Origin of the sequence: Haloarcula pellucida, assembly GCF_014647235.1 — an archaeon.
GTDB classification, from domain to species: Archaea; Halobacteriota; Halobacteria; order Halobacteriales; family Haloarculaceae; genus Haloarcula; species Haloarcula pellucida.
In genome coordinates this window covers 269,487-292,865 of sequence record NZ_BMOU01000004.1, presented here as the reverse complement: position 1 = coordinate 292,865, position 23,379 = coordinate 269,487, and the positions used below count along the sequence as shown (strand labels likewise).

At 66.4% G+C, this 23,379-nt stretch carries 32 protein-coding genes and 1 tRNA gene; 4 read left to right on the top strand and 29 right to left on the bottom strand.

Annotated features, from left to right (window positions below):
• Nucleotides 1-22 precede the first annotated feature (22 nt).
• From IEY28_RS13590 to IEY28_RS13455, 28 genes are all read right to left on the bottom strand, one after another.
• Nucleotides 23-3,532 carry a UvrD-helicase domain-containing protein gene (locus IEY28_RS13590; protein WP_188998636.1) on the bottom strand — a complete coding sequence of 1,170 codons (3,510 nt, stop codon included), beginning with the start codon at nt 3,530-3,532 and terminating at the stop codon, nt 23-25.
• Nucleotides 3,525-4,760 carry a PD-(D/E)XK nuclease family protein gene (locus IEY28_RS13585; protein ID WP_188998632.1) on the bottom strand — a complete coding sequence of 412 codons (1,236 nt, stop codon included), beginning with the start codon at nt 4,758-4,760 and terminating at the stop codon, nt 3,525-3,527. The genes IEY28_RS13590 and IEY28_RS13585 overlap by 8 nt, the downstream gene beginning before the upstream one ends.
• The gene (locus IEY28_RS13580; RefSeq protein ID WP_188998629.1) at nt 4,757-5,569 is read right to left on the bottom strand and encodes a hypothetical protein; all 813 of its coding nucleotides are present in this window, start codon (nt 5,567-5,569) and stop codon (nt 4,757-4,759) included. Before IEY28_RS13580 ends, IEY28_RS13585 begins: the two co-directional genes overlap by 4 nt.
• 241 nt (nt 5,570-5,810) lie before the next feature.
• Entirely contained in the window at nt 5,811-7,277 is a 1,467-nt protein-coding gene (gene secY, locus IEY28_RS13575; protein ID WP_188998626.1) for a preprotein translocase subunit SecY, read from the bottom strand.
• A 6-nt stretch (nt 7,278-7,283) separates the two neighbouring features.
• Entirely contained in the window at nt 7,284-7,784 is a 501-nt protein-coding gene (locus IEY28_RS13570) for an uL15m family ribosomal protein (protein ID WP_188998623.1), read from the bottom strand.
• A complete protein-coding gene (gene rpmD, locus IEY28_RS13565; protein ID WP_188998620.1) occupies nt 7,784-8,248 on the bottom strand; it encodes a 50S ribosomal protein L30 in 465 nt (154 codons plus the stop codon). The genes IEY28_RS13570 and rpmD overlap by 1 nt, the downstream gene beginning before the upstream one ends.
• Nucleotides 8,248-8,886, bottom strand: a complete 639-nt coding sequence (locus IEY28_RS13560) for a 30S ribosomal protein S5 (RefSeq protein ID WP_166971568.1) — start codon at nt 8,884-8,886, stop codon at nt 8,248-8,250. The genes rpmD and IEY28_RS13560 overlap by 1 nt, the downstream gene beginning before the upstream one ends.
• Nucleotides 8,883-9,446 carry a 50S ribosomal protein L18 gene (locus IEY28_RS13555; RefSeq protein WP_188998617.1) on the bottom strand — a complete coding sequence of 188 codons (564 nt, stop codon included), beginning with the start codon at nt 9,444-9,446 and terminating at the stop codon, nt 8,883-8,885. Before IEY28_RS13555 ends, IEY28_RS13560 begins: the two co-directional genes overlap by 4 nt.
• Complete coding sequence (locus tag IEY28_RS13550) at nt 9,446-9,895, bottom strand: 50S ribosomal protein L19e (protein ID WP_166971566.1); 450 nt, start codon at nt 9,893-9,895, stop codon at nt 9,446-9,448. The genes IEY28_RS13555 and IEY28_RS13550 overlap by 1 nt, the downstream gene beginning before the upstream one ends.
• Nucleotides 9,895-10,746 carry a 50S ribosomal protein L32e gene (locus IEY28_RS13545; protein ID WP_188998615.1) on the bottom strand — a complete coding sequence of 284 codons (852 nt, stop codon included), beginning with the start codon at nt 10,744-10,746 and terminating at the stop codon, nt 9,895-9,897. The genes IEY28_RS13550 and IEY28_RS13545 overlap by 1 nt, the downstream gene beginning before the upstream one ends.
• Nucleotides 10,746-11,282, bottom strand: coding sequence for a 50S ribosomal protein L6 (locus IEY28_RS13540; protein WP_188998611.1), 537 nt, complete (start codon nt 11,280-11,282; stop codon nt 10,746-10,748). The genes IEY28_RS13545 and IEY28_RS13540 overlap by 1 nt, the downstream gene beginning before the upstream one ends.
• A gap of 2 nt (nt 11,283-11,284) precedes the next feature.
• Nucleotides 11,285-11,677, bottom strand: coding sequence for a 30S ribosomal protein S8 (locus tag IEY28_RS13535; protein WP_166971560.1), 393 nt, complete (start codon nt 11,675-11,677; stop codon nt 11,285-11,287).
• Nucleotides 11,678-11,679: 2 nt separating this feature from the next.
• Nucleotides 11,680-11,859, bottom strand: a complete 180-nt coding sequence (locus IEY28_RS13530) for a 30S ribosomal protein S14 (RefSeq protein ID WP_166971557.1) — start codon at nt 11,857-11,859, stop codon at nt 11,680-11,682.
• A complete protein-coding gene (locus IEY28_RS13525; protein ID WP_188998607.1) occupies nt 11,856-12,386 on the bottom strand; it encodes a 50S ribosomal protein L5 in 531 nt (176 codons plus the stop codon). Before IEY28_RS13525 ends, IEY28_RS13530 begins: the two co-directional genes overlap by 4 nt.
• Complete coding sequence (locus tag IEY28_RS13520; RefSeq protein ID WP_188998604.1) at nt 12,383-13,123, bottom strand: 30S ribosomal protein S4e; 741 nt, start codon at nt 13,121-13,123, stop codon at nt 12,383-12,385. The genes IEY28_RS13525 and IEY28_RS13520 overlap by 4 nt, the downstream gene beginning before the upstream one ends.
• Nucleotides 13,120-13,482: a 50S ribosomal protein L24 gene (rplX, locus tag IEY28_RS13515; RefSeq protein ID WP_166971551.1), complete on the bottom strand. Its 363-nt coding sequence runs from the start codon at nt 13,480-13,482 to the stop codon at nt 13,120-13,122. The genes IEY28_RS13520 and rplX overlap by 4 nt, the downstream gene beginning before the upstream one ends.
• A 4-nt stretch (nt 13,483-13,486) precedes the next feature.
• Nucleotides 13,487-13,885: a 50S ribosomal protein L14 gene (locus IEY28_RS13510; protein ID WP_188998599.1), complete on the bottom strand. Its 399-nt coding sequence runs from the start codon at nt 13,883-13,885 to the stop codon at nt 13,487-13,489.
• On the bottom strand, nt 13,885-14,211 hold the full coding sequence (locus tag IEY28_RS13505) for a 30S ribosomal protein S17 (protein WP_166971548.1): 327 nt from the start codon (nt 14,209-14,211) through the stop codon (nt 13,885-13,887). Before IEY28_RS13505 ends, IEY28_RS13510 begins: the two co-directional genes overlap by 1 nt.
• Nucleotides 14,202-14,489: a ribonuclease P protein component 1 gene (locus IEY28_RS13500; RefSeq protein WP_166971546.1), complete on the bottom strand. Its 288-nt coding sequence runs from the start codon at nt 14,487-14,489 to the stop codon at nt 14,202-14,204. The genes IEY28_RS13505 and IEY28_RS13500 overlap by 10 nt, the downstream gene beginning before the upstream one ends.
• The gene (rpmC, locus tag IEY28_RS13495) at nt 14,489-14,707 is read right to left on the bottom strand and encodes a 50S ribosomal protein L29 (RefSeq protein WP_166971544.1); all 219 of its coding nucleotides are present in this window, start codon (nt 14,705-14,707) and stop codon (nt 14,489-14,491) included. Before rpmC ends, IEY28_RS13500 begins: the two co-directional genes overlap by 1 nt.
• Nucleotides 14,704-15,615 carry a 30S ribosomal protein S3 gene (locus IEY28_RS13490; RefSeq protein ID WP_188998596.1) on the bottom strand — a complete coding sequence of 304 codons (912 nt, stop codon included), beginning with the start codon at nt 15,613-15,615 and terminating at the stop codon, nt 14,704-14,706. Before IEY28_RS13490 ends, rpmC begins: the two co-directional genes overlap by 4 nt.
• Complete coding sequence (locus IEY28_RS13485; protein WP_188998591.1) at nt 15,615-16,076, bottom strand: 50S ribosomal protein L22; 462 nt, start codon at nt 16,074-16,076, stop codon at nt 15,615-15,617. Before IEY28_RS13485 ends, IEY28_RS13490 begins: the two co-directional genes overlap by 1 nt.
• Nucleotides 16,077-16,078: 2 nt before the next feature.
• Nucleotides 16,079-16,501 carry a 30S ribosomal protein S19 gene (locus IEY28_RS13480; protein ID WP_188998587.1) on the bottom strand — a complete coding sequence of 141 codons (423 nt, stop codon included), beginning with the start codon at nt 16,499-16,501 and terminating at the stop codon, nt 16,079-16,081.
• Entirely contained in the window at nt 16,498-17,220 is a 723-nt protein-coding gene (locus tag IEY28_RS13475; RefSeq protein ID WP_188998581.1) for a 50S ribosomal protein L2, read from the bottom strand. The genes IEY28_RS13480 and IEY28_RS13475 overlap by 4 nt, the downstream gene beginning before the upstream one ends.
• A gap of 2 nt (nt 17,221-17,222) precedes the next feature.
• The gene (locus tag IEY28_RS13470; RefSeq protein ID WP_166971534.1) at nt 17,223-17,480 is read right to left on the bottom strand and encodes a 50S ribosomal protein L23; all 258 of its coding nucleotides are present in this window, start codon (nt 17,478-17,480) and stop codon (nt 17,223-17,225) included.
• Nucleotides 17,477-18,217 (bottom strand): 50S ribosomal protein L4, encoded by a 741-nt coding sequence (rpl4p, locus tag IEY28_RS13465; protein ID WP_188998578.1) that lies wholly within the window; start codon nt 18,215-18,217, stop codon nt 17,477-17,479. The genes IEY28_RS13470 and rpl4p overlap by 4 nt, the downstream gene beginning before the upstream one ends.
• Before the next feature lie 3 nt (nt 18,218-18,220).
• The gene (gene rpl3p, locus IEY28_RS13460; protein WP_188998575.1) at nt 18,221-19,237 is read right to left on the bottom strand and encodes a 50S ribosomal protein L3; all 1,017 of its coding nucleotides are present in this window, start codon (nt 19,235-19,237) and stop codon (nt 18,221-18,223) included.
• A gap of 4 nt (nt 19,238-19,241) precedes the next feature.
• Entirely contained in the window at nt 19,242-20,087 is an 846-nt protein-coding gene (locus tag IEY28_RS13455) for a putative RNA uridine N3 methyltransferase (RefSeq protein ID WP_188998572.1), read from the bottom strand.
• A gap of 298 nt (nt 20,088-20,385) precedes the next feature.
• On the opposite strand from IEY28_RS13455, the gene IEY28_RS13450 reads away from it, so the two are divergent.
• A tRNA-Gly gene (locus tag IEY28_RS13450) sits at nt 20,386-20,457 on the top strand.
• A gap of 406 nt (nt 20,458-20,863) precedes the next feature.
• Here IEY28_RS13450 and IEY28_RS13445 read toward each other — a convergent pair.
• Nucleotides 20,864-21,415, bottom strand: coding sequence for a response regulator (locus tag IEY28_RS13445; RefSeq protein ID WP_188998569.1), 552 nt, complete (start codon nt 21,413-21,415; stop codon nt 20,864-20,866).
• A 90-nt stretch (nt 21,416-21,505) separates the two neighbouring features.
• Between IEY28_RS13445 and IEY28_RS13440 the strand changes: the two genes are divergently transcribed.
• Genes IEY28_RS13440 through IEY28_RS13430 form a run of 3 tightly spaced genes read left to right on the top strand, consistent with a single transcriptional unit; the run spans nt 21,506 to nt 23,271 of the window.
• On the top strand, nt 21,506-21,838 hold the full coding sequence (locus tag IEY28_RS13440; protein ID WP_188998564.1) for an MTH1187 family thiamine-binding protein: 333 nt from the start codon (nt 21,506-21,508) through the stop codon (nt 21,836-21,838).
• Nucleotides 21,839-21,862: 24 nt separating this feature from the next.
• Complete coding sequence (gene mch / locus IEY28_RS13435) at nt 21,863-22,795, top strand: methenyltetrahydromethanopterin cyclohydrolase (protein WP_188998561.1); 933 nt, start codon at nt 21,863-21,865, stop codon at nt 22,793-22,795.
• The gene (locus IEY28_RS13430; protein ID WP_188998557.1) at nt 22,795-23,271 is read left to right on the top strand and encodes a double winged helix-containing putative transcriptional regulator; all 477 of its coding nucleotides are present in this window, start codon (nt 22,795-22,797) and stop codon (nt 23,269-23,271) included. Before mch ends, IEY28_RS13430 begins: the two co-directional genes overlap by 1 nt.
• The last annotated feature ends 108 nt before the right edge of the window (nt 23,272-23,379 follow it).

Below are 23,379 nucleotides of genomic sequence, written 5' to 3'. Positions count from 1 at the left end.
GCGCCCGTCCCGTGGAACCCCGTCACTCCAGCAGCGACTGCACTCGTCGTTCGACGACCTCCGGCGGCCACGACGGTGTGACCGTCTCGCGTGTGACACCGAACGTTTCGATGGTCGGCCGGACAGCGCCACTCGACCCGTTTTCCCGTTCGAAGAGGTACGCGTACGCCGACACCTGCAGGTCGTATCGCCGTCGCGTCTCCGCTGTCGGCTCCGCGAGCGCGATCTTCACGTCGGTCACGTACCGCTCGCCCGAGGGCAGGTCGACCACGAAGTCCGGTTTGCCGTGGACCTCGACCTCGACGTCGGCGACGCTAACGAGCCCGTCGACGGGGTGCTCTACGCGAACGCTCTCGGCACGCTGGAGTCTCTCCCAGAGGCTCGACGCGAGGAGGTCCTCGACCACGTCGCCAAAGAACGTCCACAGTGCGGCCAGTTCGTCCTCGCCGATTCCCGACGCGGTGTCGTGAACGACCTCGTCGAACACTCGACGGACGCCGGCGTCCATCGCCCGGAGGTCGGCTTCCGGAACACCGCGGGTGACGAGCCGCGTCACGACTTCGTGTAGGCACGTCCCGACCGACTCTGGCCCCAGTGCGTCGAAGTGAAGGGGCAGGTCGTCGGGTACCTCGTTCGCCGCGGTGTGGAGCGGGTCCCCGAGTAGGTGGGCGAGGACGTGCGCGTCGGGGTCCGCCGTGAGCGGGTACATCGTGCTGGGGTTGCAGAACCGTGGGACCCACGGGTCGAGGCACGAACGGCGGGGCGGCGTCACGGCGACGTCTGGATCCGGCGGCGACCCCGAGTCACGCTCCCGGGTCGCGAGCGCGTCCACGTCGTTGACGCCGACCGCCACCTCCCCACTCGGCGTCGAGAGCGTGTACGAGTCGATGCCACCGTCGAAGCCGAGTCCGTCCCGGAGCGTCTCTATCCACCGGTCGCGAGGGCAATCGCCGGGCAGCGACCGCGGGAGCGGGACGACGAGGTGGTCCCGTGGCCGAGTCAGCGCGACGTACAGCAGGCGCCACGCCTCGGCCAGTTCGTTCTCGACCACTCGCTGCAACCGGTCGGGGCCAACGAGTCCGCCGCTGTCTGCCGCCCCCGTCACCGTATTGCGCCACCGGGCCGTCGCCCACCGGAGCCCGACGTCCCGCGTCCGGCCGCTGTCGGGTGTGTACAGGCCGCCGACGAACGGCGGAACGTCGATATCGGTCGGCACCTCGGTGTTCGTCGGGGGCGCGAGTCCAGCGACCGGTCCCTGTGTGACGAACCGCCGATGAACCGGCCCCTGCGACCAGATGTCGAACCCGGGGTCGGCGACGGCGACGACGTCGGCTTCGTCGCCCTTCGCCCGGTGTATCGTTCGAAACGCCACGTCGTACGTCGACCCGGACGCGCTCGGCTGTGCGGGCCCGTCGCTCGGCGTCTCTCGGAACGGCGCCACGAGGTCGGTGAGTTCCTGCGGGCCGTAGTACTCGTCTGTCTCCCACTCCGCGACCGTCTCGACGAGCGCGTCGAGAGCCGCGATACGCTGCCGCGTGTCGGTGTCGGGGAGACACTCGTTCGAATCGGAGCGGAGCGCGAGCCGTTCGGCGACGTCTTCGAGGTAGGTCGACGCCGGCCGCATCTCGGCGGCGTCACGACGGTCACGGAGTTGCTGCAACCCGGTGAGCGTCCGCTCCTGTGACGCTTCGAGTTCGTCGGCGGCGTCGAGCACCGCATCGACGTCCCAGCCGTGCGTCTCGAAGACGTCGGCGAGCGAGGCCAGTCCGAGGCCGGAACCGGTCACGAGTTCTCGGGTCCGCTCCGGTGATCCGGGCCCTGCGAGCCAGTCGCACACGTCGAGGACGGCCTCGACCGCGGGATGGTCGAACAGGGGCTCGCTGGCGTTGCGGACCCGCAGTCCGGCCGCCTCGAACGCGGCCTCGTAGTCGCCCATTCGCGTCCCCCGGCGGAACAGGACGGTGATGTCCAGCGGGTCGCCGCCGTCGTCGGTGAACGTGCCGTCGGCGAGCCCCTTCGCGAGGTGGGTCGCCAGCACGTCCGCCTCGCCACCCCCGTCCTCGGGGTGGACCCACTCGGCGGAGCCCGGACGGTGGTTGCTCGAGAACGACGCGACGTGGACCGCTGTCTCGTCCGTTCCGTCCCGCGCCGGGTCGAGCGACGGGAACGCCGTTTCGAGGTCGCCGACGTCGCCGCGTGACTCGTCACCGAACATCGGGGCCGCGACGGCGTCGACGGCGGCGGCGACGTCCGGGACACACCGGTACGTCGTCGTCGCGGTCTCGTTGCGATGGGTGGGCCAGTCGACGCCGAGGTACTCGCCGTCTCTCGCCGCCGACTGGAACAGCGTCGGGTCGGCGTGTCGCCACCGGTAGATAGACTGGCGCACGTCGCCACAGGCGAAGACGCGCATCTCCGGGCCGACGAGATGTGACAGTGCCGCGTGCTGAATCGCCGAGACGTCCTGTGCCTCGTCGATGATCACGCTCCGCAACCGACCGCGATAGCGCTTGCGCACGCGCTGTCTGTGGGCGTCGTCGACGCGACCCACGCAATCGGCGTCGGCGATGGTCTCGTCGAAGTACGACGCGACGAGATAGGCCACGTCCGTGTGCGACACCACGCCGTACTCGCGGGTCAGTTCTCGATACGCCGCCCGGTAGGCCGAGAAGAGCGCGGTGAAGTCCTCGATACGCACACCCCACTCGTCGTAGAGGTGCTGGTCAGCGGCGACGAGTCTGTCCCGGTCCGTTCCGTCGACGGCCGCTCTCACGCTTTCGCCGACGTCGACCGCTCCGACGACCCGCTCTACGGCCGCGACGATGTCCTCGAAGGACTCGGGTCGACCGTCGTAGACGGACGCCCGGGTCCGTTCGAGTTCCCGCTCGAACGCCGCCGTCGAGAGCCGGCGGTCGCGGCAGTACGTCACGGCGCGTTCCAGCATATCCGCGATACCGTCTACGTATTCACCCGACTCGTAGGCCGCATCGAGCGCTTCGAGGCGGGCCGCGTGTGACGGGTCGGTCGCGAGGCGCTCGTAGCAGTCCGCGTGCACCCGCTTCAGCAGTGCCTCGTTGCCCACGGACGGCATCCCATCGAAGCCGACGGCGTAGACGAACTCCTGTAGCACTCCCCGGAGGAGACTGTCGATAGTCCCGACGAACGGGGCGCGCTGGACGCGCTGGACCAGCGACTCCACCTCGGCCCCAGACACCTCGGACGCGACCGGCGTGAGGTCGTGTTCGACGATGGTTCGAAGCTGTTTACAGACCTCCGGGACGATGTCTGCCGCCTCGTCGCGGTTGAACGAGACGACGGCGATGTGCTGTTCGGGCGTGGGGTCGCCAGCGACGTATCGCCGGAGGATGTCGTCCGGCGCGATGCGATACGCGACCGTCGACTTGCCGGCCCCGGGCACGCAGGAGAGCGTGAAGAGCCCGCTCTCGTGGTCGAAGTATGCGTCCCGGATATCCGCCTGTGCGTTCTGCAGGCGGATCGGGCTGTCCGTTTCGCCCGTTCGCTTCTCAGTCATCCGTCTCGCCCCCCGCCTCGGACAGCATCGCCCGAATCGGCGCCGGGAGCGCTCGCTCGGCGCTCCGCAGCCGCTCCATCGCGCCAGCCGAAACGGAGTCCGTATCGAGGGCCGTCAGGAACGGTGATGGGTGGACGGTGTCACCGCCGCCGGTCTCGGTGTGTCGTGTCAGGACCACGCCGCTCGCTGCCGCACAGAGCGTGTCCGCGAAGTGGTCTCTGTCTCGCCCGTCGGTCCACGCGGGACTCGGCGCGAGCGTCGATGCCGACCCGGCGCCTCGCAGCACCGCCTCCTGAAACTCCGGCGGTAGCGTCGACTCGGTCTCCTGTGGCCACTCGGTGGCCGTCAGGCCGACGGCGACGACGTAGGGGACGTCGAGTGCCCACACGTCGTTCGCCTCCAGAACGTCCACGGCACGGGCGTTCGAGTGTTCGCGGCGCCCCGGTCGCTGTGTCGCGATGACGGACGACAGTTCGGCGACGTCGGCCCACGACCGCTCGAGGCTCCCGTCGTCTACCCTCTCCGCGAACTTGTGCCGGAGTTGCTGGACGAGGGTCCGGACGCGAACGACTGCCCGAGCGTCCGTTTCGGTCGCCAGCAGTGCCGGCGCGTCGGCGGCTTTGGTCTCCGGGAGCCCGTGGTCGGCGTACGCCTCTACGACCGCCCCGAGGACGGAGGCGACAGTCTCCGGGCGCGGTTCCGGTACGTCGCTGAGCCACTGGACGAACGCCCCGATCCGAGCGTCGACGTCGTCGGTCGTCGCCACTACCTCGACCCACTCCTCGACTGGCCGAGCGCCGTCGGGCAGACCGGCTATCGCTCGCTGAACGACCCCCGGTTCCACGGGCCACGAGTGACCTGCCGCCGAAGCCGGTGCCCAGCGGTGTTCCAGCGGTCGGAGCAGCGTCCGTCTGTCGACCCGCTCGCCAGCGAGCGCATCGCAAACCGACTCGACGAGTGCGTACGGACGCGTTCGCGTCACTCGGAGCTGTGTCCAGAACACGGGCGTGACGCCGTACTGCATCGCCGCTCTGAACAGCGGTTCCTCGTACGCGTCTAGGTCGCGGACGACGAGAGCGATATCACGGACCGGGACGCCCCCCGATCTGAGCGCGGCGACCAGTGCCATCACACTCCGCGCTTCCGCACGCCGCGTCGTCGACGCCATCTCCACGACGGGGACGTCGGGTGGCTCAAGCGGACGCGCGAGCCGGTTCGGCGACGTCACTCGAACACCTCCACACCGGGCTCTGCGATGTCGAACAGCGACGGGAACCGCTGTTCGAGATATTCGCCCGTGACTTCTCGGAAGTAGACGTGTACGTCCAGCGTCGTCGCCGCGACCAGCGCGTGGAGGAAGTCGGCGACGGTCGCGGAGATACTGCTCAGCCCCATCAGCGAGAGTCGCTCCGTCTCGGGGTAGGCGCCCGTCCACGCGGTCCCGTCTGTTGCCGTAAGCTCCCGCGTCGCCCGGCGCACGAGTTCGGTCTCGGAGACGGCCTTCGCCGTCTGCGCTCTGAGGGCGCGTTCGACGTCGAGCGCCGTATCGAGCAGTGCCGCTGTGTCGGCGTCGATCGGCGCGTACAGGTCCCCGGCCGCGTCCTCCCACGCAGCGATGCGCTCGGGGTGGTAGTTGGTTATCGTCTCTACCTCCGTCCGAATCTGCTCTACGTGCTGTGGGTCGTGCGACCCCGTCCCCACGGGCAGCGAGACGGACGGCGCGGACGCCGACTCGCCGAGTATCTCCCGAACGAGCGTGAGTCGGTCGATACGGTCGATAGCCGTCGTCGACGCGTCGCTCGCACGGAGAACGCTGCGGCTCACCCCGACGACGTCGTCGAACTCGAACGCGTCTTTCGGCTCCCTCGCCTCGCGGAGCCGTCGCTGTACGTTTCGCTGGTGCAGTTCGACCGGTGCGACGACGAGTTCGGTCGGCCGTGGTGTGTGACGGGCTCGGTCTAGCAGCTCCAGTTCCGCTCCGACGTGGAGCGTCACCTGCGCTGGGAGCGTGTCCGCACGTGTGTGTTCGCGTTGCATTGTCCCGTCCCCGAAAACCCGTCTCTCTCGGTTTCAGTTCGTACACGCCTCGCCGTTGAAGAACTGTCGGTCACTGTCGCACGCTGTCCGCTGTCATCTCGACGTGTCACCGACGCTGGTGACTGGCTGTCGTCGCTGTTAGCGAACCGTGACGGTAGCGACGCCTCTCACCGAGTACTGCCGTGACAGCATGCGAGTAGAGAATCGGGCCGGGCGACGCCCGGCCGCCGTTCGTTCGACGTCAGCCGAACATCTGGCGCATCATCGGGTGCATCTCCATGAGCTGCTCCTCTGCGATCTCCTCGTACAGTTTGTACGTGATGGAGACCGTCAGCAGCAGCCCCGTCCCGGAGACACCACCGATAGTGCCGAGCATGTTGGCCATGACGGCCAGCAACCCGACGAGGGCACCGCCGATGACAGTGACCTGCGGGATGTAGCGTTCGAGCACCTTCTCGATGACGCCGACGTTCTGTCGGAAGCCGGGAATCTGCATCCCGGAGTTGTGGATCTGCTTTGCGGTCGCTTCCGGCCCCATGTCGGTCGTCTCGACCCAGAAGACGGCGAAGATGGCGCCGCCGACCAGCATGAAGGTCAGGTCGATACCGACACGAATGAGTATCTGCCAGGCCGGCTGGCCCGTCGTCTCCAGCCACCACATCCAGTCACCGGGTGACTGGATGGGTGCCAGATAGTAGAACAGGCCACCAGTGGCCTGCCCGCTGTCGTAGGTCCCCAGCCACGCCGGGAGCGAGCCCAGCTGGGACTGGAGGATGCGCCCGAGGAACTGGATGTTCGCCTGCAGCGCCCGGACGAGGATCATCGGCAGGACGCTCGCGTAGATGAGCTTCACGGGGAAGCGACCACGAGCACCCTTGACCCGCGCGTTCGAGAGCGGAATCTCGACGCGCACGGACTCGGCGTAGACGACGACCGAGAAGATGAGGATGGTCGTGACGAGCGCCAGCAGTCGACCCTGTCCCATGAAGATGGTCTGGAGACCGGACGCACCGAGCACCTGTCCGATGGGCTCCTGTCCGACGGCAAACAGGTACCAGGTGTGCAGGATACCGCTCTGGCCACCGATGAAGGGCGTCGAGAGCAGGCCACCCAGCAGTCGCTGGCTCACGCCGGCGACGATGAACAGCCCGATACCGGAGCCGACGCCCCACTTCGAGATGACCTCGTCCATGAACAGGATGAGGACACCGCCGACGAATATCTGCGCGAAGATGAGCCACTGGACACCGGTCGTGCCGATACCCAGCGACTGCGCGACGGCCGTATCAGCCGGCAAGAAGCCGCCCGCAAAGACCATCGGGAGGCCCGTCAGACAGATCATCACCAGGACCAGCAGCTTCTGGAGGCCCTGATAGAGGATCTGATCGCGCGGGTCGTCCTGCGTGTTCAGCCCGAGCAGGTTCGCCCCACCGAGTAACTGCAACACGATGGACGCCGTGACGATAGGCCCGATACCCAACTGCAGGATGCTCCCCTGTCCCGATGCGAGAATCGACCCGAATCGGCCGAAGACGTCCTGACTGGCGTCGATGTCGAGGCCGAACAGCTTGACGTTCGTCAGGAAGAAGTACAGCATCAACACGCCGCCGGTCCACAGCAGCTTGCGCTTGAACGGGACGTGGCCCTCCGGACGCTGCACTGCCGGCATCCGGACGAGCAGCGGTTCGGCGGTGTCCTTCCAGCTCATTGGTCGTTATTCCTCGTCGTCCGCGTCGTCCTCGGCGGCTTCTTCGGCGGCTTCCTGCCGCTCTTCGCCGAGCTCGGTCAGTTCCGTCTCGCCACCGGCGTCCTCGATCTTCTCGACGGCACCGTCCGAGAAGTCGTCGGCGACGACGGTGAGTTCGTTCCGGACCTGTCCGGCGCCGAGCACCTTCACGACGTCGGCGTCGTCGGCGTCCTCGACGACCTCTCGGGCGTCGATGTGGTAGCCGTCGCCGTCCTCCTCCGCGAGGCCGTCGGCGACCAGCAGCGGCGCGTCCTCGTCCAGTTCGCGGACGTCGACCGTCGCGACCTCTTCCTGGACCTTCTGCGGGCGCTTGAAGCCGCTCTTGCCGAGCGGCTCGTAGTTGTGCATCTCGTGCTTGGCACGCCCGGCGGCCCCGCGGCCACCGCGGTGCCCGGCACCGCGTCGGTTCTTGTGCGAGCCGCCACCGTGCGTGCGCGAACCGCGCTGTCGTCGTTTCTTGCTCGTCATTATCGCATCGCCTCCAGAAGCGAATCGATGCCCTCGGTATCGTGTCGCCCGAGTTCACCGCCTTCCTTGGTGGGGTGCTTGATGCCGTCGTGGCCGCCACGCGGCGGGTGCAGACGGAGCGTCGGGGAGAGGCCCTGCTTTTGCAGCGTCGTCTCCTCGGAGACCAGCGCCCACGCCAGCCCCTCGATGTCGTCGTAGTCGGTGTGCTCGGCGACCCACTCGTCGTCGACGTCGGCGTCGCCCTCGGCGGGCTCTGCGCGCGTCTCCAGGAGCAGTTCGACCGTCTCCTGGCTGGGTTCGCCGAAGGCCACGAAGTCGTTGACCTTCGAGACCATCCCGTTGTACGTGTCCGTATCGGGGACGAACGTACAGTGGTTGACGTGGTGGATGTTCAGCATCTTCAGCGTGTCGTGGATGTCCGTATCCATGTTCACGTCGCCGCGGATCTGAACGAGCGCTCGCATCACTCGATCACCTCACGCTTTTCGAAGGTGCGTTCGGGGACGCGCGCCTCGGCGGTGTTCTTGAGGGCGTTGAACGTCGCCTTCGCGAAGTTGACCGTGGTGCGCGTGTTGCCCGACGAGCGGGTCCAGATGTCCTCGATGCCGGCCAGTTCGAGCACCTTGCGGACGGTCTCTCCGCCCGCGAGGCCCAGCCCGCGCGGGGCGGGCTGGAGCTCGACCTCGACGCTCCCGGCCTTGCCCTCGGTGCGCAGCGCGACCGTGTGGGGACGGCCACAGCCACACTCCCAGGACCCACAGCCACGGGAGACGTCGATGAGGTTCAGTTTGGCCACGTCGATGGCCTTCTGGATGGCACCGCCGACCTGGTCGTCACGCCCTTCGGCGTAGCCGACGAGGCCGTCGCGGTTGCCGACTGCGACGACACAGCGGAACTTCACCCGCCGGCCGGAGTCGGTCATCCGCTGGACCATGTTGATGTCCAGCACTTCGTCTTCCAGATCGGGAACGAGCTGGTCGACGACTTCCGATTCTTTCAGGGGAAGCCCCGAGTTCAGCGCCTCCTGCATGGAGTCGATGTCGCCCTCGGCAACCTGCTTGCCGAGGCGTGTCCGGGGTTCCCAGCCGTTGTCAGCACTCATAGTTCGATGTCACCTTCCAGTAGGGTCTCCCGGATTTCGTCGAAGTGTTCCGGGAGGTCTTCGGCGTCGAAGTCCCCGCTGTACAGCGGGTCGTCCAGCTGCTCGGCGTACTCGGCGATGTGGGCACCGCGCGTGCGCTGCCAGTCGGCGAGGACGTCGTCGTTGTGGGGGACGTCGAGCCCGGCGTCGATAGCGCCTTCCTGTATTGCGAATACTTTGCTTCCGGGGGTCGGGGAGTTGAGGCCGATGTCGAGCACCGCTTCCTCGACGCCCGCTTCCTGTGCGCGAAGGCCGGCCAGCAGGCCGGTGAGGTACGCCGAGGGCATGTTGCCCGTCGGGGCCTCCCAGCCGTAGTCGGCCAGGTCGCTAGAGTGAGCGGACGCCAGCGTGCGGTCGCCGTCGGGGCCGAGCGTCACCAGCTGCGCCCTGACGTGCTTGTTGCTCTTTCGAGCGACGAGGCGGGGCTTGCCGGATTTCAGCAGGCGCAACCGCTGATGGTAATCGGTACGGGCCTCGCGGCGTCGCCGCATCGGCACGTTGTATCGTGGTCCTGTCGCCATTATGCGTCACCGTGGTTTGCGTCGATGTATCGTTCGAGATCGGCGACACTGTCGAACTCGCCACCGCCTGCCTTGTCGTACAGGTCGCGGTACTGCGAACTCGAGAGTGTGCCGTCGTCGCGCAGTTCGCGCAGCTTCTTGCGCTGTGCGCGGATGCGCGACTCCCAATCCTTCTTGGGGTCCTGTCGCGCCCCGGCCTTGCCCTTCCGGGAACCGGCTCCCTTCTGGTGACCGTAGGCGCGCTTCTTCTGGCGTTCCCGGGCGCGGCCGCGGGAGTTGCCTTTCTTGTCTTTCGCCTGAATGGCGCCCTCATCTACCAGTTCGCGCACGTCCTCGCGGGTGATGGCGTCCGCGATGTCGCCCTGCCGGTCGGGGTTGAACCAGACGCGGTTCTTCCCGACGTCGAGGACGTCCGCTGCGAGTCGCTTCTGTGCGGAGAGGTCCGTCATTACTCGTTCACCTCGACTTCTTCGTAGGTGGGGTTGAGCACGCGGATGCCCGCGTCCTCGGCCTCCTCTTCGATACGCTCGCGCTTGCGAGCGCCGACCTTGGAGGCGATGCGGACCGCTTCGACGTCCCCGTCGACGCCTTCGAGGTCGTCCACGTTGTGGACGCGGACTTCCTCGAAGCCGGAGGGGTGCTTGCCACGGACCGCGGTCGGCGAGCGAAAGCCCGCCTCGACCGTGTCGCCCTTGCCCTTGATGCCACGGCGCTGCTTCGAGAGCTGGCCGCGCGGGCGGCGCCACGACGTCGAGACGCGCTTTTTCTTGTGGTGGTCCTGCCGGTTGAACTGCGGCTTGCCGACGCGGTGTCGCTGTGCCAGCAGTCGAGCCTCCTCGTCGTCGAGGTCGGGCGTCTTATCGGCGAGCCCGCGAGGCTGGAGTTCCGTCTCCACGTCCTCGTCGGCCGCTTCCTCGGCGCCTTCCTCTTCGACTTCGGCCTCGGTCTCGGTGTCGACTTCGAGCCCACCGACGTCGGCCTTGATCCGGGCCGCGAGCGCGTTCCCGACGCCGCTGACCTCCGCGAGTGCGGACTGGTCTGCGGCGCGGACGTCGTCGACCGTCTCGAAGCCGGCCTCGCGGAGCGAGTCGGCCTTCGCGTCGCCGACGCCGCTGATGTCGGTCAGCTCCATCTCTTCGGCCTCGGAGTCGGCCTCTTCGGCTCGCTGGTCGGCGTCCTCGGCGGGTTCGCCGTCGAGTGGCTGCTCCGACTCGACGTCGTCCTCGGGGGCGCCGCCCTGCGTGAGTGCCTCTTCGTTGGCGTCGGCGTCGCTGCTCTTGTTGTCGGGGTTGTCTGCCATTAGGCGTCACCTCGGTTCGGTTTCTGGGTGATGTACACCCCGTCCTGAAACACGCGCACGTCCTTGTCGTTGATGCGCGTGAGCTGTTCGATGTCCGCGGCGGTCTGGCCGACGGCTTCGATGTCGGGACCAGACAGCGTCAGTTCCTCGCCGTCGACCTGCACGTCGGTCTCACCGTGGACGGTGGTGCGACGGGCGGCCTTCTCGCCGAGGAAGTTCTCGATGACGACTTCGTCACCTTCGACGCCGACCTGCATCGGGAAGTGAGAGTAGAAGACTTCCATCTCGTACTCCCAGCCCTCGGTCACGCCGTGGAACATGTTCTCGATGTGGCTCTCGAAGGTACCGATAGTCGACATCGTCTTTGCGTCGTCTTCCTCGGACTCGATGACGACGGTGTCGTCCTCGACCGAGACGTCGATGTCGGGGTACCAGAGCCGACGTGTGACGCTGCCGTTGGGCCCCTCGACGGTGATGTCGAGATGGTCCTGTTCGGCGGTCACGTCTTCCGGAATTTCCAGTTCTACTCGTGGCATTGTCAGTATACGTACGCGATGACCTGACCACCGACGCCCGCCTCGCGGGCGTCGTAGTGGCTCATGATGCCGTGGCTGGTCGAGACGACGAGTGTCCCGTAGTCTCGGGCGGGGAGGAACCGCTTCTCCCACTTCTCGAACTCGTCGGCACCCGCAGAGTAGCGGGGCTTGACCGGGCCACACTCGTTGATGGCACCTTTCAGTTCGACCTCGAACTCACCGGCTTTGCCGTCGTCGACGAAGGTGAACCCGTCTATGTACCCGCGGTCGTAGAAGACCTCGAGGACGGAGCCGATTTCGTTCGAAGCGGGCGATACCGTCTGCTCCAGATGCCCGACGCTCTCGGCGTTATCGATGGCCGACAGCGCGTTGGCGAATGGGTCGTTTCCTGTCATGGTTAGCTGTACTTCTTGAAGCCCATTCCCCGCGAGATCTCGCGGAAGCACTGGCGACACAGCCAGATGTCGTACTTGCCGACGAGTCCCTGTTCGCGACCGCAGCGCTGACAGGACTCGAGCTGGCCGGTCCGCTCTGCCTCGGCGGCGTCGGGCTCGTCTGTGGTTTCACTTTCGCTCATTCACTGACCTCCACGTCGAATGTCGACTCGACGAACGCGGTCGCGTCTTCCGGGTTGAGTCGGTGGTTCGACGGAATCGAGCGCGACGCCTTGTCGCGCTTGGCGACGCGGTACCCCGGGCGGACGAGGTTGACGGTGACGTCCAGCCCGTAGATTCCGATGCTCGGGTCGTACTCCTGGCTCGGGAACTCCGTGTGTTCCTCGACGCCGAAGCTGAAGTTGCCGGTGTCGTCGAACTGAGTGGCCGACAGGTCGGCAAGCGGCAGCGCCGTCTCGAGGAACTCCTCTGCGACTTCGTCGCGGAGGGTGACCTTCGCACCGATGGGGTCGCCCTCGCGGATGTCGAACTCGCCGACGGTCCGCTTTGCCTTCGTCCGGACGGGGCTCTGGCCGGTGATCTCGCCGAGGATGTCCTCGGCGTTGGCCAGGTCACGGCCACCGTGGCCGATGCCCATGTGGACGACGACTTTCTCGACGCTCGGCTCCCGCATCTCGTGGAAGTCGGCGGATTCGCTCTCCGAGCTCATTCGTCATCACCCTCGCTCGCGTTTTCCGATGCCGTTCCGGCATCGCCAGTGAAGTTCTCGTCGATGACGACGACGTACTCTTCGACCGTCTCGAAGCCAGCGTCGTCGTCCTGTGAGACGATGACGTTGTTCTGGGCCGAGCCGGGGGTGACCTGAATCTCGTCGATGGTGCCGATTTCGCCGGCGTGTGCGCCGTCGACGGCCGTGACGAGTGCGCCCTCTTCGTACTCGAAGTGGGCGATGACCTCGCTCGACTCGTTGTCGACGACGATGGAGTCACCGCCGTCGTAGGTCTGGTCGTCCTCGACGATGAGCGTCTCGCCGTCGTGGAGGCCCAACTGGACGCGGCCACCGTCGACGTGAGTCTTGGTGACGATCTTGCCCAGTTTGGACTCCGCGGCGTCCGCTTCGATGGCGGTCAGCGCGAGCCGACCACCCTCGCCGGGGAACACGCGGTAGTACTCTTCGCGCTCGGTGAACGCGAGGATGTCGAACATCCCGACAGGGCGCTCCTCGTCGGAGACGGCCTTGCCGTTGATGAGGACGTTGTCCTCGTTGAGCGCGTAGCGTGCTTCTTTGCGGTTGTCGGCGTAGCCCAGCACGTCCCGCAGAACGATGAGCAGGGGGACCCCCGACTCACCGTGCGGGCCGGCGCCGGCCTTCACCGTGAACGTTGCCGTCTTGCGCTCTACGGGCCAACTGTTCGGGACCGAGAGACGCTTCTGGTGGTTACTCATGCGGAATCATCCTCCGATTCGAGACGCGACTCCCGCTTTTCGTCCTCGAGGTTCAGGTCCGTGACCCGAACGTTCGAGGCTTTCAGCGGGCGGGGGACCTCTTCGCCGTCCGTCTTCTCGAGGGTGACGTCCTCGACGTGGATGACGGCGTCTTTGAGGTCGACGTTGACGACTTCGCCTTCTTCGCCGGCGAAGTCACCGCGGAGCACCTCGACGGTGTCTCCGTTGTTGACGCGGACGTTGCGCTGGCCGTACTCCTCGCGGAGGTCGGCCGACAGCGTCGCCCGAACCTGCTTGTGTCGCTCGTGGAGCGGGGCGCGTCGTTGACTCGTTCGCTGTTTGTCTGGTTGCTCACTCATGGTTCTATACGATCATCGTCGCTGCGGAGGCGACACTCCCGAACCGCTCTGCGACTTCCCGCGAGATGGGGCCTTTCAGCTCGGTCCCGCGCGGGTCCTCGTTCTCGTCCACGATGACGGCCGCGTTGTCTTCGAACTTGACGCGGGTGCCGTCGGGACGGCGGATGGGTTTCTTCTGCCGAACGACCACGGCCTCGAGCACCTGACGACGCATCTCCGGCGTCCCCTTGGTGACCGAGACGGTGATCTTGTCGCCCAGACCGGCTTTCGGGTGTCGGCTCTTCGTCCCCGAGTAGCCGTGGACCGAGATGACCTTCAGCTCGCGTGCGCCCGTGTTGTCGGCACACGTGATGAGCGAGCCCTTCTCGAGTCCCTGGGTGACGTCTGCGTTCAGCGCCTCCATTATTGCTCACCGTCCTCGATTGCCACGACGACGTGGCTCTTCGTTTTCGAGAGCGGTCGACACTCTGCTATCGTGACCGTGTCACCGACCGCGAGGTCGAGACAGTCCGGTGCGTGAGCCGGAACGCGGCTCCGCCGCTTCATGAAGCGGTCGTATTTGGGCACCTTCACGTCGTACTCGCGCTCGACGACGACGGTCTTCTCCATGTCGGTGGAGGCGACCTCACCGTCCAGTGTCTGACCGCGCACGGAGAGCTCTCCGTGGAACGGGCAGTTCTGGTCGGTACAGGTCGTCTCCGGTTCCTGTACGTTCAGTCCTAGCGCCATTTGGAATCACCTGATTTCTCTGTGCGGCGAGCGGGACGGGCGACGAGTTTCGAACCGTCCACCCGGACTCGCTGTCCGGACGGCAGGTCGAAGGCGAACGTCGCGCTGTCCTTCGGCACGTGCCACACCCGGTCGGCTCCTTCGACGGCCAGCATCTGGGTCGTCTCCACGACGACCGTCCCGCTGATACCGACGGCGTCCGGGTTGGACGCGGCGACGACCTCTACGTCGAGGCCGACGAGTTCGTGACGTGGGAGCGTCTCGGGTGTCAGTGGCATTATTCGTCCTCCGGCTGGAGGTCGCCTTCTTCGCCCTGAATCGTCTTGATCCGGGCGATGGCCTTCTTCAGTTCTTTGATGCGACCCGGGTTCTCCGGGGCGCCACCCGCGGCCTGCACGGCCCGGGCGTTGAGCAGTTCCGTCTTCAGGTCGTCGAGTTCCGCCTCTCGCTCGGCGGGCGTCATGTCACGGATTTCCTGCACGTGGAGGACGGTCATTCTTCGTCAGCCTCCTCGTCGTCCATCTCGTCCATGAGCTCCTCCGCTTCGGCTTCGACGTCCTCGTCGAGTTCCTCGTCGACTGCGTCTTCGAGTTCGTCGACGTCGACGTCCTCGACGTCGTCGTCGGTCGGGACTTCGACGTCCTCTTCGACGATCTCCTCTTCGACGACCTCTTCGTCGACCTCGACGTCCTCAGGCTCGTCGTGGCCGACTTCGGTCGTCTCGGCTTCGCTCTCGTCTTCGGGTTCGCCTTCGAGGAGTTCCTCGACAGACTCGCCGTCGGTCTCGGCGACGTACTCCTCGACCTCGACGTCCTCGTAGATCTCGAAGTCGTCGGGGAGTTCGGCGTTCGGCGGGATGATCTTCACGCGCACGCCGATGGTACCGAGTTTCATCACTGCGACGCCGACGCCGCTGTCGACGATGTCCTCGGCGGGTTCGCCGTTGTGCTTGATGTAGCCGCGGTTGAACTTCTCGACGCGCGAGCGTGCACCGGTGACCTTCCCGGAGAGGACGATCTCGGCGCCCTTCGCGCCGGCTTCCATGATGCGGTCGATCGTCGTGTGACCGGCCTTGCGGAAGTACCAGCCGCGTTCGAGGGCGTTCCCCAGACGGTCTGCGACGATGCGGGCGTTGAGGTCCGGTTCCTCGACTTCCTGCACGTCGATCTGCGGGTCGTCGAGGTCGAATCGGTCCTCGAGTTCCGTCGTGATCTTCCGGATGTTCTTCCCGCCCTTGCCGATGACCATCCCTGGCTTCTCGGCTTTCAGGACGATCTGGGTCCCCATCGGGGTCTTAGCGACGTCCATGCCGCCGTAGCCCGCTCGACCGAGCTCTTCTGCGAAGAACTCGTCGATCTGGGTCCGCTGGAGGCCGTCCTCGATGAACTGCTGTTCGTCAGCCATTATTCGCTGACCTCCTCGAGGATGAGTTCGACGTCGACCTGCGGTGTGTTCCAGGCGGAGGCACGCCCCATCGCGCGGGGCTTGCGACCCTGCTGTTCGCCGACCTTGTGGGCGGCGACGTGCATGATCTCCATGGCTTCACCGTCGAAGCCCTGGTGGTCGGCGTTGCCGATGGCGTTCTCCAGCAGGTCGATGAAGGCCTCCGAGGCCTTCTCGGGGTAGCGACCGGCGTCCCAGCCGTCGACCTTGCTCTTGTGGCCGACGCCCGAGTTGTGCTGCTTGAACGCGACAGGCTGGTCGCCCTCGATAACTGCTTCGAGGAACTCGACGGCGTCGCCCGCCGTCTTGCCCTTGATCTCTCGGGCGATGGCTTTGCTGTGCTTGTGGCTCATCTGCCGCTCACGGAGCATCGCTTTCGCGGTCGTGTCCGGATCGGCGTCGACTGAGTAGCTGATTCCCATGATTACTTGAGCGGTACGAACTTCGAGGAGCGTGTCGCTCCGATACCGGCCTGACCGTGTTCGACCGAGGTACGGGTGAGCTGGAACTCACCGAGGTAGTGCCCGAGCATCTCGGGCTCGACCTTCACGCGCTCGAAGCTCTGGCCGTTGTGGACAGCGAAGGTGATGTCGACCATCTCCGGAAGCACCGGCATGTCGCGCAGGTGCGTCCGGATGGGGTCGTTCGCCGTCGCCTCCTCTTCGGCCTCGCGGGCCTTCTCGAGGAGTTTCTGCTTTTCCTCGGTCAGACCGCGCTTGATACTTCGCCGCTGGCGTGCGGGGAGCAGTTCCGCGACTTCCTCGAGCTCCAGATCCTGCAGCTCGTCGAGCGTGTGGCCTCGGAAGGAGAACTCTCCTTCGTGGCCGATTTGATATTCCGAACTCATTCGTCACCACCCCGGCCGGTTCGTTTCGAGGCGATGTCCCCGACTTTCCGGCCTGGCGGAGCGTTGCGGGAGATCGATTTGGGCTTGCCGGGGTGCTGTCGGCCGCCACCACCGAACGGGTGGTCGACGGCGTTCATCGCGACACCACGGACGTTTGGCCACTTCGTCCCGCGGGCTTTCATCTTGTGATACTTGTTGCCGGCCTTGACCATCGGCTTGTCAGTGCGGCCGCCACCGGCGACGACGCCGATGGTGGCACGACACTGCGGGTCGAGGCGCTTCATCTCCCCGGAGGGGAGCTTCACGACCGCGACGTTGCGGTCGTGGGTCAGCAGCGTCGCGTTGACACCCGACGAGCGGGCGAAGCGCCCACCGTCGCCGGGGCTGGACTCGACGTTACAGACCGGGACCCCTTCGGGAATCTCCGCGAGTGGGAGCGTGTTCCCGGGGGCGATCTCGGCGCTGACGCCGACCTGCAGTTCGTCGCCCACGCCGACGCCTTCCGGCGCCAGCACGAGGCGGTGGTCGCCGTCCTCGAACTCGACGGCCGCGACGGGCGCCGAGCGAGCGGGGTCGTGTTCGATGTCCACGACGGTCCCGGCGACGAGGTCGCCGTCTTCGACTTTCCGGTGCTGAAGATCGGCCTTGTAGCGGTGCGAGGGCGCCCGGAACGTGGACGTCCCGCGACCGCGTCGTTGTCCCTGAATTCGTCGTCCCATCGTTAGAACACCCCGATTCTGGAGGCGACTTCCTGGGCGTCGTCGTCCTCGGAGAGGCGAACGACGGCCTTCTTCTCGCCGTCCATCGTGTTCTGTGTGTTCACGTCGACGACGGTGACGTCGTACTGGGACTCGACGGCCTCGGCGACCTCGGGTTTCCCAGCGGCGTCGTCGACGACGAACTGGAGCTTGTTGTCGAAGTCCATGTCGTTCATGGCCTTCTCGGTGACGTGCGGGTACTTGATGACGTCCCAGCTCATCGGTCACCAACCTCCTCGAGTGCGGACTCGGTGAAGACGGTGAGTCGACCGGGCTGTGCGCCGGGTGCGAGGTCCTCTGCGTTGACCTCCCGGGCCGTAGCCACGTCGACGCCCGCGAGGTTGCGGGCGGCCTTCGACGGCTCGTCACTGGTCACGAACAGGATAGAAGACGGGCGGCGGTACTTCCGGCCGCGTGCCTTCCCCTGTCCGGCCTTGATCTTCGTGTCGTCGGCGCGCTCGATGTCGGCGTGAACGTCCAGCGCTTCCAGGAGGGAGACGACCTCCTGGGTCTTGACGAGGTCCTCGAAGTCGTCGGAGACGACGACGGGCACCTCGTCGCGGTCGAACTCGTGACCGCGTTCGGCGACGAGTTCGGCGTCCGTGGTGGCGGCGAGCGCCGAACGGACGGCGAGCTGGCGTTCCTTGTCGTTCAGGTCGAGCGACCGGTCCGTCTCGGCTTTCGGCGGGTGGGCGCGTCGCCCCTTGACCGCCTGCGGGACGCGGCGGGCACGACCGTCCTGTTTCGGGACGTGTGCCTGACCGCGACCGCTACCGAACGACTCGGCCGGCGTACGGAGGCCGGCGTAGTCGTCGGACCCGTAGTCCTGCTTCCGGTTTGCCTGGGCGGCGCGAACGGCCTTTCCGATGAGGTCGGGTCGCACGGGCGTCTCGAAGACGTCCGGCAGGTCGACCTCGCCGTCGGCCTCGCCGTCCAGAGTGTAGATAGTTGCCTGCATAGGTTATCCCTGGTTCGATTCTGTGGAGACGTAGCGCACCTCGGGGTCGAGGCGCGGCTGGTCGTTCGGACGCACCGCGGGCCGGAAGCGAACCAGACGCTTGTCCGGACCGGGCACCGACCCCTTCACGAGCGTGTAGGGGCCGTCGACCTCGCCGTAGTTGACGAAGCCACCGTCGACGGTCGCGTCGTCGCCCTCGCCGATGTCGATGAGGCGCTTGTTCAGTTCCGTGCGCTGGTGGTAGCCGGTCTGCCCCTGCTGGGGGACCGTCGAGCGCACGCGGGAGGGGTTCCACGGGCCGAGGTTACCGATTCGGCGCCGCCAACCCTGCCGGGCGTGCTTGCCCTTCCGCTTCTGGACGCCCCAGCGCTTGACGGGACCCTGGGTCCCTTTACCCTTCGTGACGCCAGCCACGTCGGCGTACTCGCCGGCGCGGAAGACGTCGTTCATCGAGTGCTCGCCGCCGTCTGCGACGAGTTCGAGGGCGTGACTGAGGCGGTCCTCGAGGGAACCACCGCCGACGCGAGTCTCCATCACGTCGGGCTTTTTCTTCGGGACGCTCGGGACGGCGTCGGGGACGGTGTGCGTGATGAGACGCACGTCCCCGAGGGTTCCGGCCTCGAGTGCGTCGCGTACCTGTTCCTCTGCAGCGTCCGGGTCGTGGTCCTCCGGCAGGTTCAGTGTCCGGTCGAGTTCCCCGTGGAACTCGTCCGTCCAGACCTCCGTCAGCGGACGCTTGCCGTACGGCGTATCTTCGTACGCTCGCAGGGCGACGGCGCGCATCGGCGGCGTCTCGACGACCGTCACCGGGACGGTCTCTTCCATCCCCTCGCGTGGGGAGTTGGGTTCGTCGTTGACGAGCACGACGTGAGTCATGCCCGCCTTGTAGCCGGCGAACCCTTGAACGCCGGGCTGGCCGTCGTCGGACGGCCAGCTGTTGAAGCGCGGCGTCTCGCTCGTCGAGCGCTTGCGCGGGCCGAAGCCCAGCGAGCCTTTGCGTGGTCTGCTTGATTGTGGCATACGTTTACTCCGTGAGGGTTAGACAGGCGAGGGAGGCGAACAGTGCTTCTTCCGTTCGCACGACCTCGCTGCCCTGGTTCGGAACCGTATTCAGCCAGAGGTCGAACCCTGTGGGGTCGTCGTCTGTCTGGTCTCGTCCGACGGAGCCCGGGTCCACGTCGAGTATCGACGGTAACCCACGCTCGGGGGCTCCGAAGGCGACTGTCATGCCGCCCTCGGCGTCCCGTCGCTCGGCCAGACGGCCGAGACGGTGTGTCGTTGCCGGCTCTCCGTACCTCGAAGAGGCGATGGTGAGCCCGGCGTCGTCACGCGAGAGTGCTGCATCGAGGTCCGCGGAAACGACGTCGAACCCCGGCGTGGGGTGGTCGACGAGTTTCGCCCGGACCGGCCGTCGCGAAGAGACCCTGACGGTCACGCGCTCCCCCTGACCCACGTCCAGACCGTCTGGAACGGGGAGGGAGATCGGGTGTTGCATGCCGCAATTGACCCGGACGCGCCCATCAGCTCCGACCTCGGTCACGATTCCCTGTCTTAACGACCCCGAACCCTCAGATCCGGAGCCGGTCTGTGAACGCACGCGGAGCGGCGGCAGGACGCCGACGTACTCTAGTTCGTCCCGCTTGCCCCACATCTCCTTTCGGAGGTGCGGGGGCGTCGCGGCGTACCGCAGGACGGTTTCGACGAACCCGTCTTCCCACTTTCCCGCCCCGTCTGGGTCGGGGAACACTGTCAGCCGGTCGACCCGGAACACCGTGGCCGCGCGGGCCACGTATCCGAGTTTGCGAGTCGCCTCGCGGCGGTCTTCGGCTTCCCGTGTGAGGGAAGACGGCACGAGTACGCTGGTCGTCATGCCGTGACGCTTCCACGTCACGCCACTAGACTGTGCCGATACTTCTCCGCCCCTACCGTAAAAAGACCCCGCTTCGGGCACGCGTTGAGACGCGTTCACACGGCCCGTCACAGCCCCTCGCCCGTGAACCGCCTGCACGGGCCTTGCCGGTTCCGAAAGGTCGTGGCGTGCTATTCACTCCCGGGAAATGTATGCGCCGAATGCCCTCACGTCCCACGATTGGGCTCGGAAAACGGAAGGCTTTTTACTATCACCCCCACCAGATTAGAATGCAGAGAGGCGCGGTGCGCCACGCTGGGCGCTGGTAGTGTAGTTGGTATCACGTGACCTTGCCATGGTCACAACCTGGGTTCAAATCCCAGCCAGCGCATTTCTTCGACGAACTATCTCGGTGAGCACCGCGTAGCGTGTGCTCGTCATCCGGTGAGCCGTGAAATCGCACTGGTTTGAAGCCTATCAGTCGCGCGCAGCGAAGCGAGCACGTCTGATTTCGGTTCAAATCCCAGCCAGCGCATTTCTTCGACGAACTATCTCGGCGAGCACCGCGTGGCGTGTGCTCGTCATCCGGTGAGTCGTGAAATCGTACTGGTTTGAAGCCTATCAGTCGCGCGCAGCGAAGCGAGCACGTCTGATTTCGGTTCAAACACCGACGGACGGCGTCCGTCGGGGCTCGCAATCGCGGAGCGATTGCGCACTCCCAGCAAGCGTATTTCTCCAAATTCCAACCGATGAGCGGTCGCGCTACGTGCCATCACGCGAGCGCCGGTCCCGCGTGCCTACTGTTCTAGTTCGCGTTCTACGTCCGCACACTTGTCGGCTATCTCTTCGAGTTGGGCTTCTAAACGCTCGATGTCCGCCTGCAGGCGGCGGAACTCCTCGCTTTCGCCGAGTTCCGGCGGTGCTTTCTCCTGTTCGAGGACGTTGCGTTTCACGCGCTTCTGACTCAGCTCCCTGTAGGTCTCGTCGTATTCGGCCAGCGACAGCAGTCGTTCGACGGCGTCTCGAATCGCATCGGTGGTCACCGGTTTGACGAGGTAGTCGTCGACGCCCATGTCGATGATCTCGAAATCGGGCTCGACGGCGGTGACCATCGCGACGTAGCAGTGGTAGTTTCGGGCCTGAACCTCTCGGAGGACGTCTTCGCCGTCGGCGTCGGGGAGTGCGCGGTCGAGGAGGAGGATGTCGGTCCCGTCTCCGAGACGGTCGATAGCCATCGCTGCAGTCGCGGCGGTCGACACGTCGTAGGACTGTGAGAGGACGCGGGCGTAGGTCTCACGGAGAGGGGTGTCGTCCTCGACGACGAGGACAGTTGGGCGGGTATCGCTCACGACAGTGGTTTTTTCTGTCGGCTGTATAATAAATCTAGGTGCGAGGTCGCGAACGCCACTGTTAGGGTGTCCCCTACTTGATTGTCACGTATGACCTGTATCGGGTTCCTGTCCGTCGCACCGGTCGTCGAAGAGAGCATGGCTCCCTACGTCGCCGACGCCGTCGCGGCCTTAGAGGCGTTCGACGTCGAGTACGAGACGACGCCGATGGGGACAATCATCGAGGCCGAGGACAGCGAGGAACTGTTCGCGGCGGCCCACGCCGCACACGAGGCCGTCGGCGCGCAGTCCGACCGCGTCGAGACGTTCCTGAAGATAGACGACAAGCGCGGCGTCGACCAGCGTGCGAGCGAGAAGGTCGACGCCGTCGAATCGCAACTGGGGCGGGCGGCGCGAAGCGAGCGGTCCGAAGGTGGAGATTAAAAGGCAGGCTGCCAAAGGCGGCGTATGGACAGCCTCAATCGGATGGCCACGGAACTCGTCGACGAGGCCATCGACTTCGCCGACGAACTCACGATAGACGTACACGCACTCTCTGGCGACGCCGCGGTGCTCGACTTCGGCGTCGACGTCCCCGGTGCCGTCGAGGCGGGGATGGTGCTCGCAGAGATACAGACCGCTGGGCTGGCGACGGTCCAGTCGACGATGGACACCGTCGCCGGCGCGCCGCTGACACACGTCGAACTCTCGACTGACCACCCGGCGCTGGCCCTGCTGTGTTCGCAGAAGGGTGGCTGGGAGCTCTCGGCCGACGGCTTCGAGGGCCTCGGAAGCGGCCCGGCCCGCGCGCTGGTCGCCGAGGAGGAGGCGTTCCAACGTATCGGGTATCGAGAGGAGGCCGACTTCGCGGTCCTCGCCGTCGAGACGGACCAACTGCCCGACGAAGCCGTCGCTGCACAGGTCGCAGAGCGTACCGGCGTCCCCGAGACGGGCGTGTTCCTCCCGGCGTTCTCGACGGCGAGTGTCACCGGGAGCGTCGCCGCCGCCGCCCGCGCGGCCGAACTGGCCGTCTTCCGGCTAGCCGAACTTGGCTTCGACCCCGTCTCGGTGCTCTCGGCGAACGCACGCGCCCCCGTGGCACCCGTCGCCGGCGACGAGGCGACGGCGATGGCCCGGACGACGGACGCACTGGCCTACGGCGGCGAAGTCCACCTCACCGTCGACGAGTCGTTCGACCGGTTCGAGGAGGTGGCCTCCGTGGCAGGGGCCGAGTACGGTGAACCGCTGGCGGCCGTCTTCGAGGACGCCGACTGGGACTTCGCCGACCTCCCCGTGGGGCTGTTCGGGCCGGCACAGGTCACGATCGACGTCGTCGGCGGCGAGACACACGTCGTCGGTGAGACCCGCGAGGACGTGTTGGCCGAGAGCTTCGGGCTCTGATGCGGTACAAGGTGGCCCCGCCGGCGCGGTCGCTATCGTTTCTCGCGGACGCGCGGGCGGCGATTCCGCTTGTCCCGGACGACGAGGCGGACTGCTGTCGGGCTATCCAGCGGACGACAGACGTCCCGGACCGCGAGACGGCCCGCGAGTACCTGACGTTTCTGCGAGCGCTGGCCCTCCTCGAAGAGAGCGACAGAGGGTACTACCGGACGCGGACTGCTCTGGAGCGGGACACGCTGGCGGCGGCGTTCCGAGAGAACGTCTTCGGCGCCGCCGAGGTACTGGACGTACTCGGCACCGACCCACGAACGGCCGACGACGCCTTCGAAGCCGTCCGGAACATCGTCCCCCGCTGGGAGCGCGAACGCCGCGCCAACTGGGAACCCGTCTGGCGCACGCGGGTCGAACACCTGCTGGCGTGGGCGGCAGTGTTCGGGGCGGCACGGCACACGGACGCAGGCTTCGAGGCACCGTAGTGTCCCGTCGGGCATCTGGGGCGGACAGACCAGCGTCCGCTCGCGCCGACGACGTGCATATCTACGCCACGGCGAAAACGACCGACGGATAACGGCGTCGTACCTAAC

Bases quoted from the DNA above. Each gene is read 5' to 3' on its own strand.
- IEY28_RS13590 (WP_188998636.1), bottom strand. From the start codon at position 3,532: ATGACTGAGAAGCGAACGGGCGAAACGGACAGCCCGATCCGCCTGCAG.
- IEY28_RS13580 (WP_188998629.1), bottom strand. From the start codon at position 5,569: ATGCAACGCGAACACACACGTGCGGACACGCTCCCAGCGCAGGTGACG.
- secY (WP_188998626.1), bottom strand. From the start codon at position 7,277: ATGAGCTGGAAGGACACCGCCGAACCGCTGCTCGTCCGGATGCCGGCA.
- IEY28_RS13570 (WP_188998623.1), bottom strand. From the start codon at position 7,784: ATGACGAGCAAGAAACGACGACAGCGCGGTTCGCGCACGCACGGTGGC.
- rpmD (WP_188998620.1), bottom strand. From the start codon at position 8,248: ATGCGAGCGCTCGTTCAGATCCGCGGCGACGTGAACATGGATACGGAC.
- IEY28_RS13560 (WP_166971568.1), bottom strand. From the start codon at position 8,886: ATGAGTGCTGACAACGGCTGGGAACCCCGGACACGCCTCGGCAAGCAG.
- IEY28_RS13555 (WP_188998617.1), bottom strand. From the start codon at position 9,446: ATGGCGACAGGACCACGATACAACGTGCCGATGCGGCGACGCCGCGAG.
- IEY28_RS13550 (WP_166971566.1), bottom strand. From the start codon at position 9,895: ATGACGGACCTCTCCGCACAGAAGCGACTCGCAGCGGACGTCCTCGAC.
- IEY28_RS13545 (WP_188998615.1), bottom strand. From the start codon at position 10,746: ATGGCAGACAACCCCGACAACAAGAGCAGCGACGCCGACGCCAACGAA.
- IEY28_RS13540 (WP_188998611.1), bottom strand. From the start codon at position 11,282: ATGCCACGAGTAGAACTGGAAATTCCGGAAGACGTGACCGCCGAACAG.
- IEY28_RS13535 (WP_166971560.1), bottom strand. From the start codon at position 11,677: ATGACAGGAAACGACCCATTCGCCAACGCGCTGTCGGCCATCGATAAC.
- IEY28_RS13530 (WP_166971557.1), bottom strand. From the start codon at position 11,859: ATGAGCGAAAGTGAAACCACAGACGAGCCCGACGCCGCCGAGGCAGAG.
- IEY28_RS13525 (WP_188998607.1), bottom strand. From the start codon at position 12,386: ATGAGCTCGGAGAGCGAATCCGCCGACTTCCACGAGATGCGGGAGCCG.
- IEY28_RS13520 (WP_188998604.1), bottom strand. From the start codon at position 13,123: ATGAGTAACCACCAGAAGCGTCTCTCGGTCCCGAACAGTTGGCCCGTA.
- rplX (WP_166971551.1), bottom strand. From the start codon at position 13,482: ATGAGTGAGCAACCAGACAAACAGCGAACGAGTCAACGACGCGCCCCG.
- IEY28_RS13510 (WP_188998599.1), bottom strand. From the start codon at position 13,885: ATGGAGGCGCTGAACGCAGACGTCACCCAGGGACTCGAGAAGGGCTCG.
- IEY28_RS13505 (WP_166971548.1), bottom strand. From the start codon at position 14,211: ATGGCGCTAGGACTGAACGTACAGGAACCGGAGACGACCTGTACCGAC.
- IEY28_RS13500 (WP_166971546.1), bottom strand. From the start codon at position 14,489: ATGCCACTGACACCCGAGACGCTCCCACGTCACGAACTCGTCGGCCTC.
- rpmC (WP_166971544.1), bottom strand. From the start codon at position 14,707: ATGACCGTCCTCCACGTGCAGGAAATCCGTGACATGACGCCCGCCGAG.
- IEY28_RS13490 (WP_188998596.1), bottom strand. From the start codon at position 15,615: ATGGCTGACGAACAGCAGTTCATCGAGGACGGCCTCCAGCGGACCCAG.
- IEY28_RS13485 (WP_188998591.1), bottom strand. From the start codon at position 16,076: ATGGGAATCAGCTACTCAGTCGACGCCGATCCGGACACGACCGCGAAA.
- IEY28_RS13480 (WP_188998587.1), bottom strand. From the start codon at position 16,501: ATGAGTTCGGAATATCAAATCGGCCACGAAGGAGAGTTCTCCTTCCGA.
- IEY28_RS13475 (WP_188998581.1), bottom strand. From the start codon at position 17,220: ATGGGACGACGAATTCAGGGACAACGACGCGGTCGCGGGACGTCCACG.
- IEY28_RS13470 (WP_166971534.1), bottom strand. From the start codon at position 17,480: ATGAGCTGGGACGTCATCAAGTACCCGCACGTCACCGAGAAGGCCATG.
- rpl4p (WP_188998578.1), bottom strand. From the start codon at position 18,217: ATGCAGGCAACTATCTACACTCTGGACGGCGAGGCCGACGGCGAGGTC.
- rpl3p (WP_188998575.1), bottom strand. From the start codon at position 19,237: ATGCCACAATCAAGCAGACCACGCAAAGGCTCGCTGGGCTTCGGCCCG.
- IEY28_RS13455 (WP_188998572.1), bottom strand. From the start codon at position 20,087: ATGACGACCAGCGTACTCGTGCCGTCTTCCCTCACACGGGAAGCCGAA.
- IEY28_RS13440 (WP_188998564.1), top strand. From the start codon at position 21,506: ATGACCTGTATCGGGTTCCTGTCCGTCGCACCGGTCGTCGAAGAGAGC.
- mch (WP_188998561.1), top strand. From the start codon at position 21,863: ATGGACAGCCTCAATCGGATGGCCACGGAACTCGTCGACGAGGCCATC.
- IEY28_RS13430 (WP_188998557.1), top strand. From the start codon at position 22,795: ATGCGGTACAAGGTGGCCCCGCCGGCGCGGTCGCTATCGTTTCTCGCG.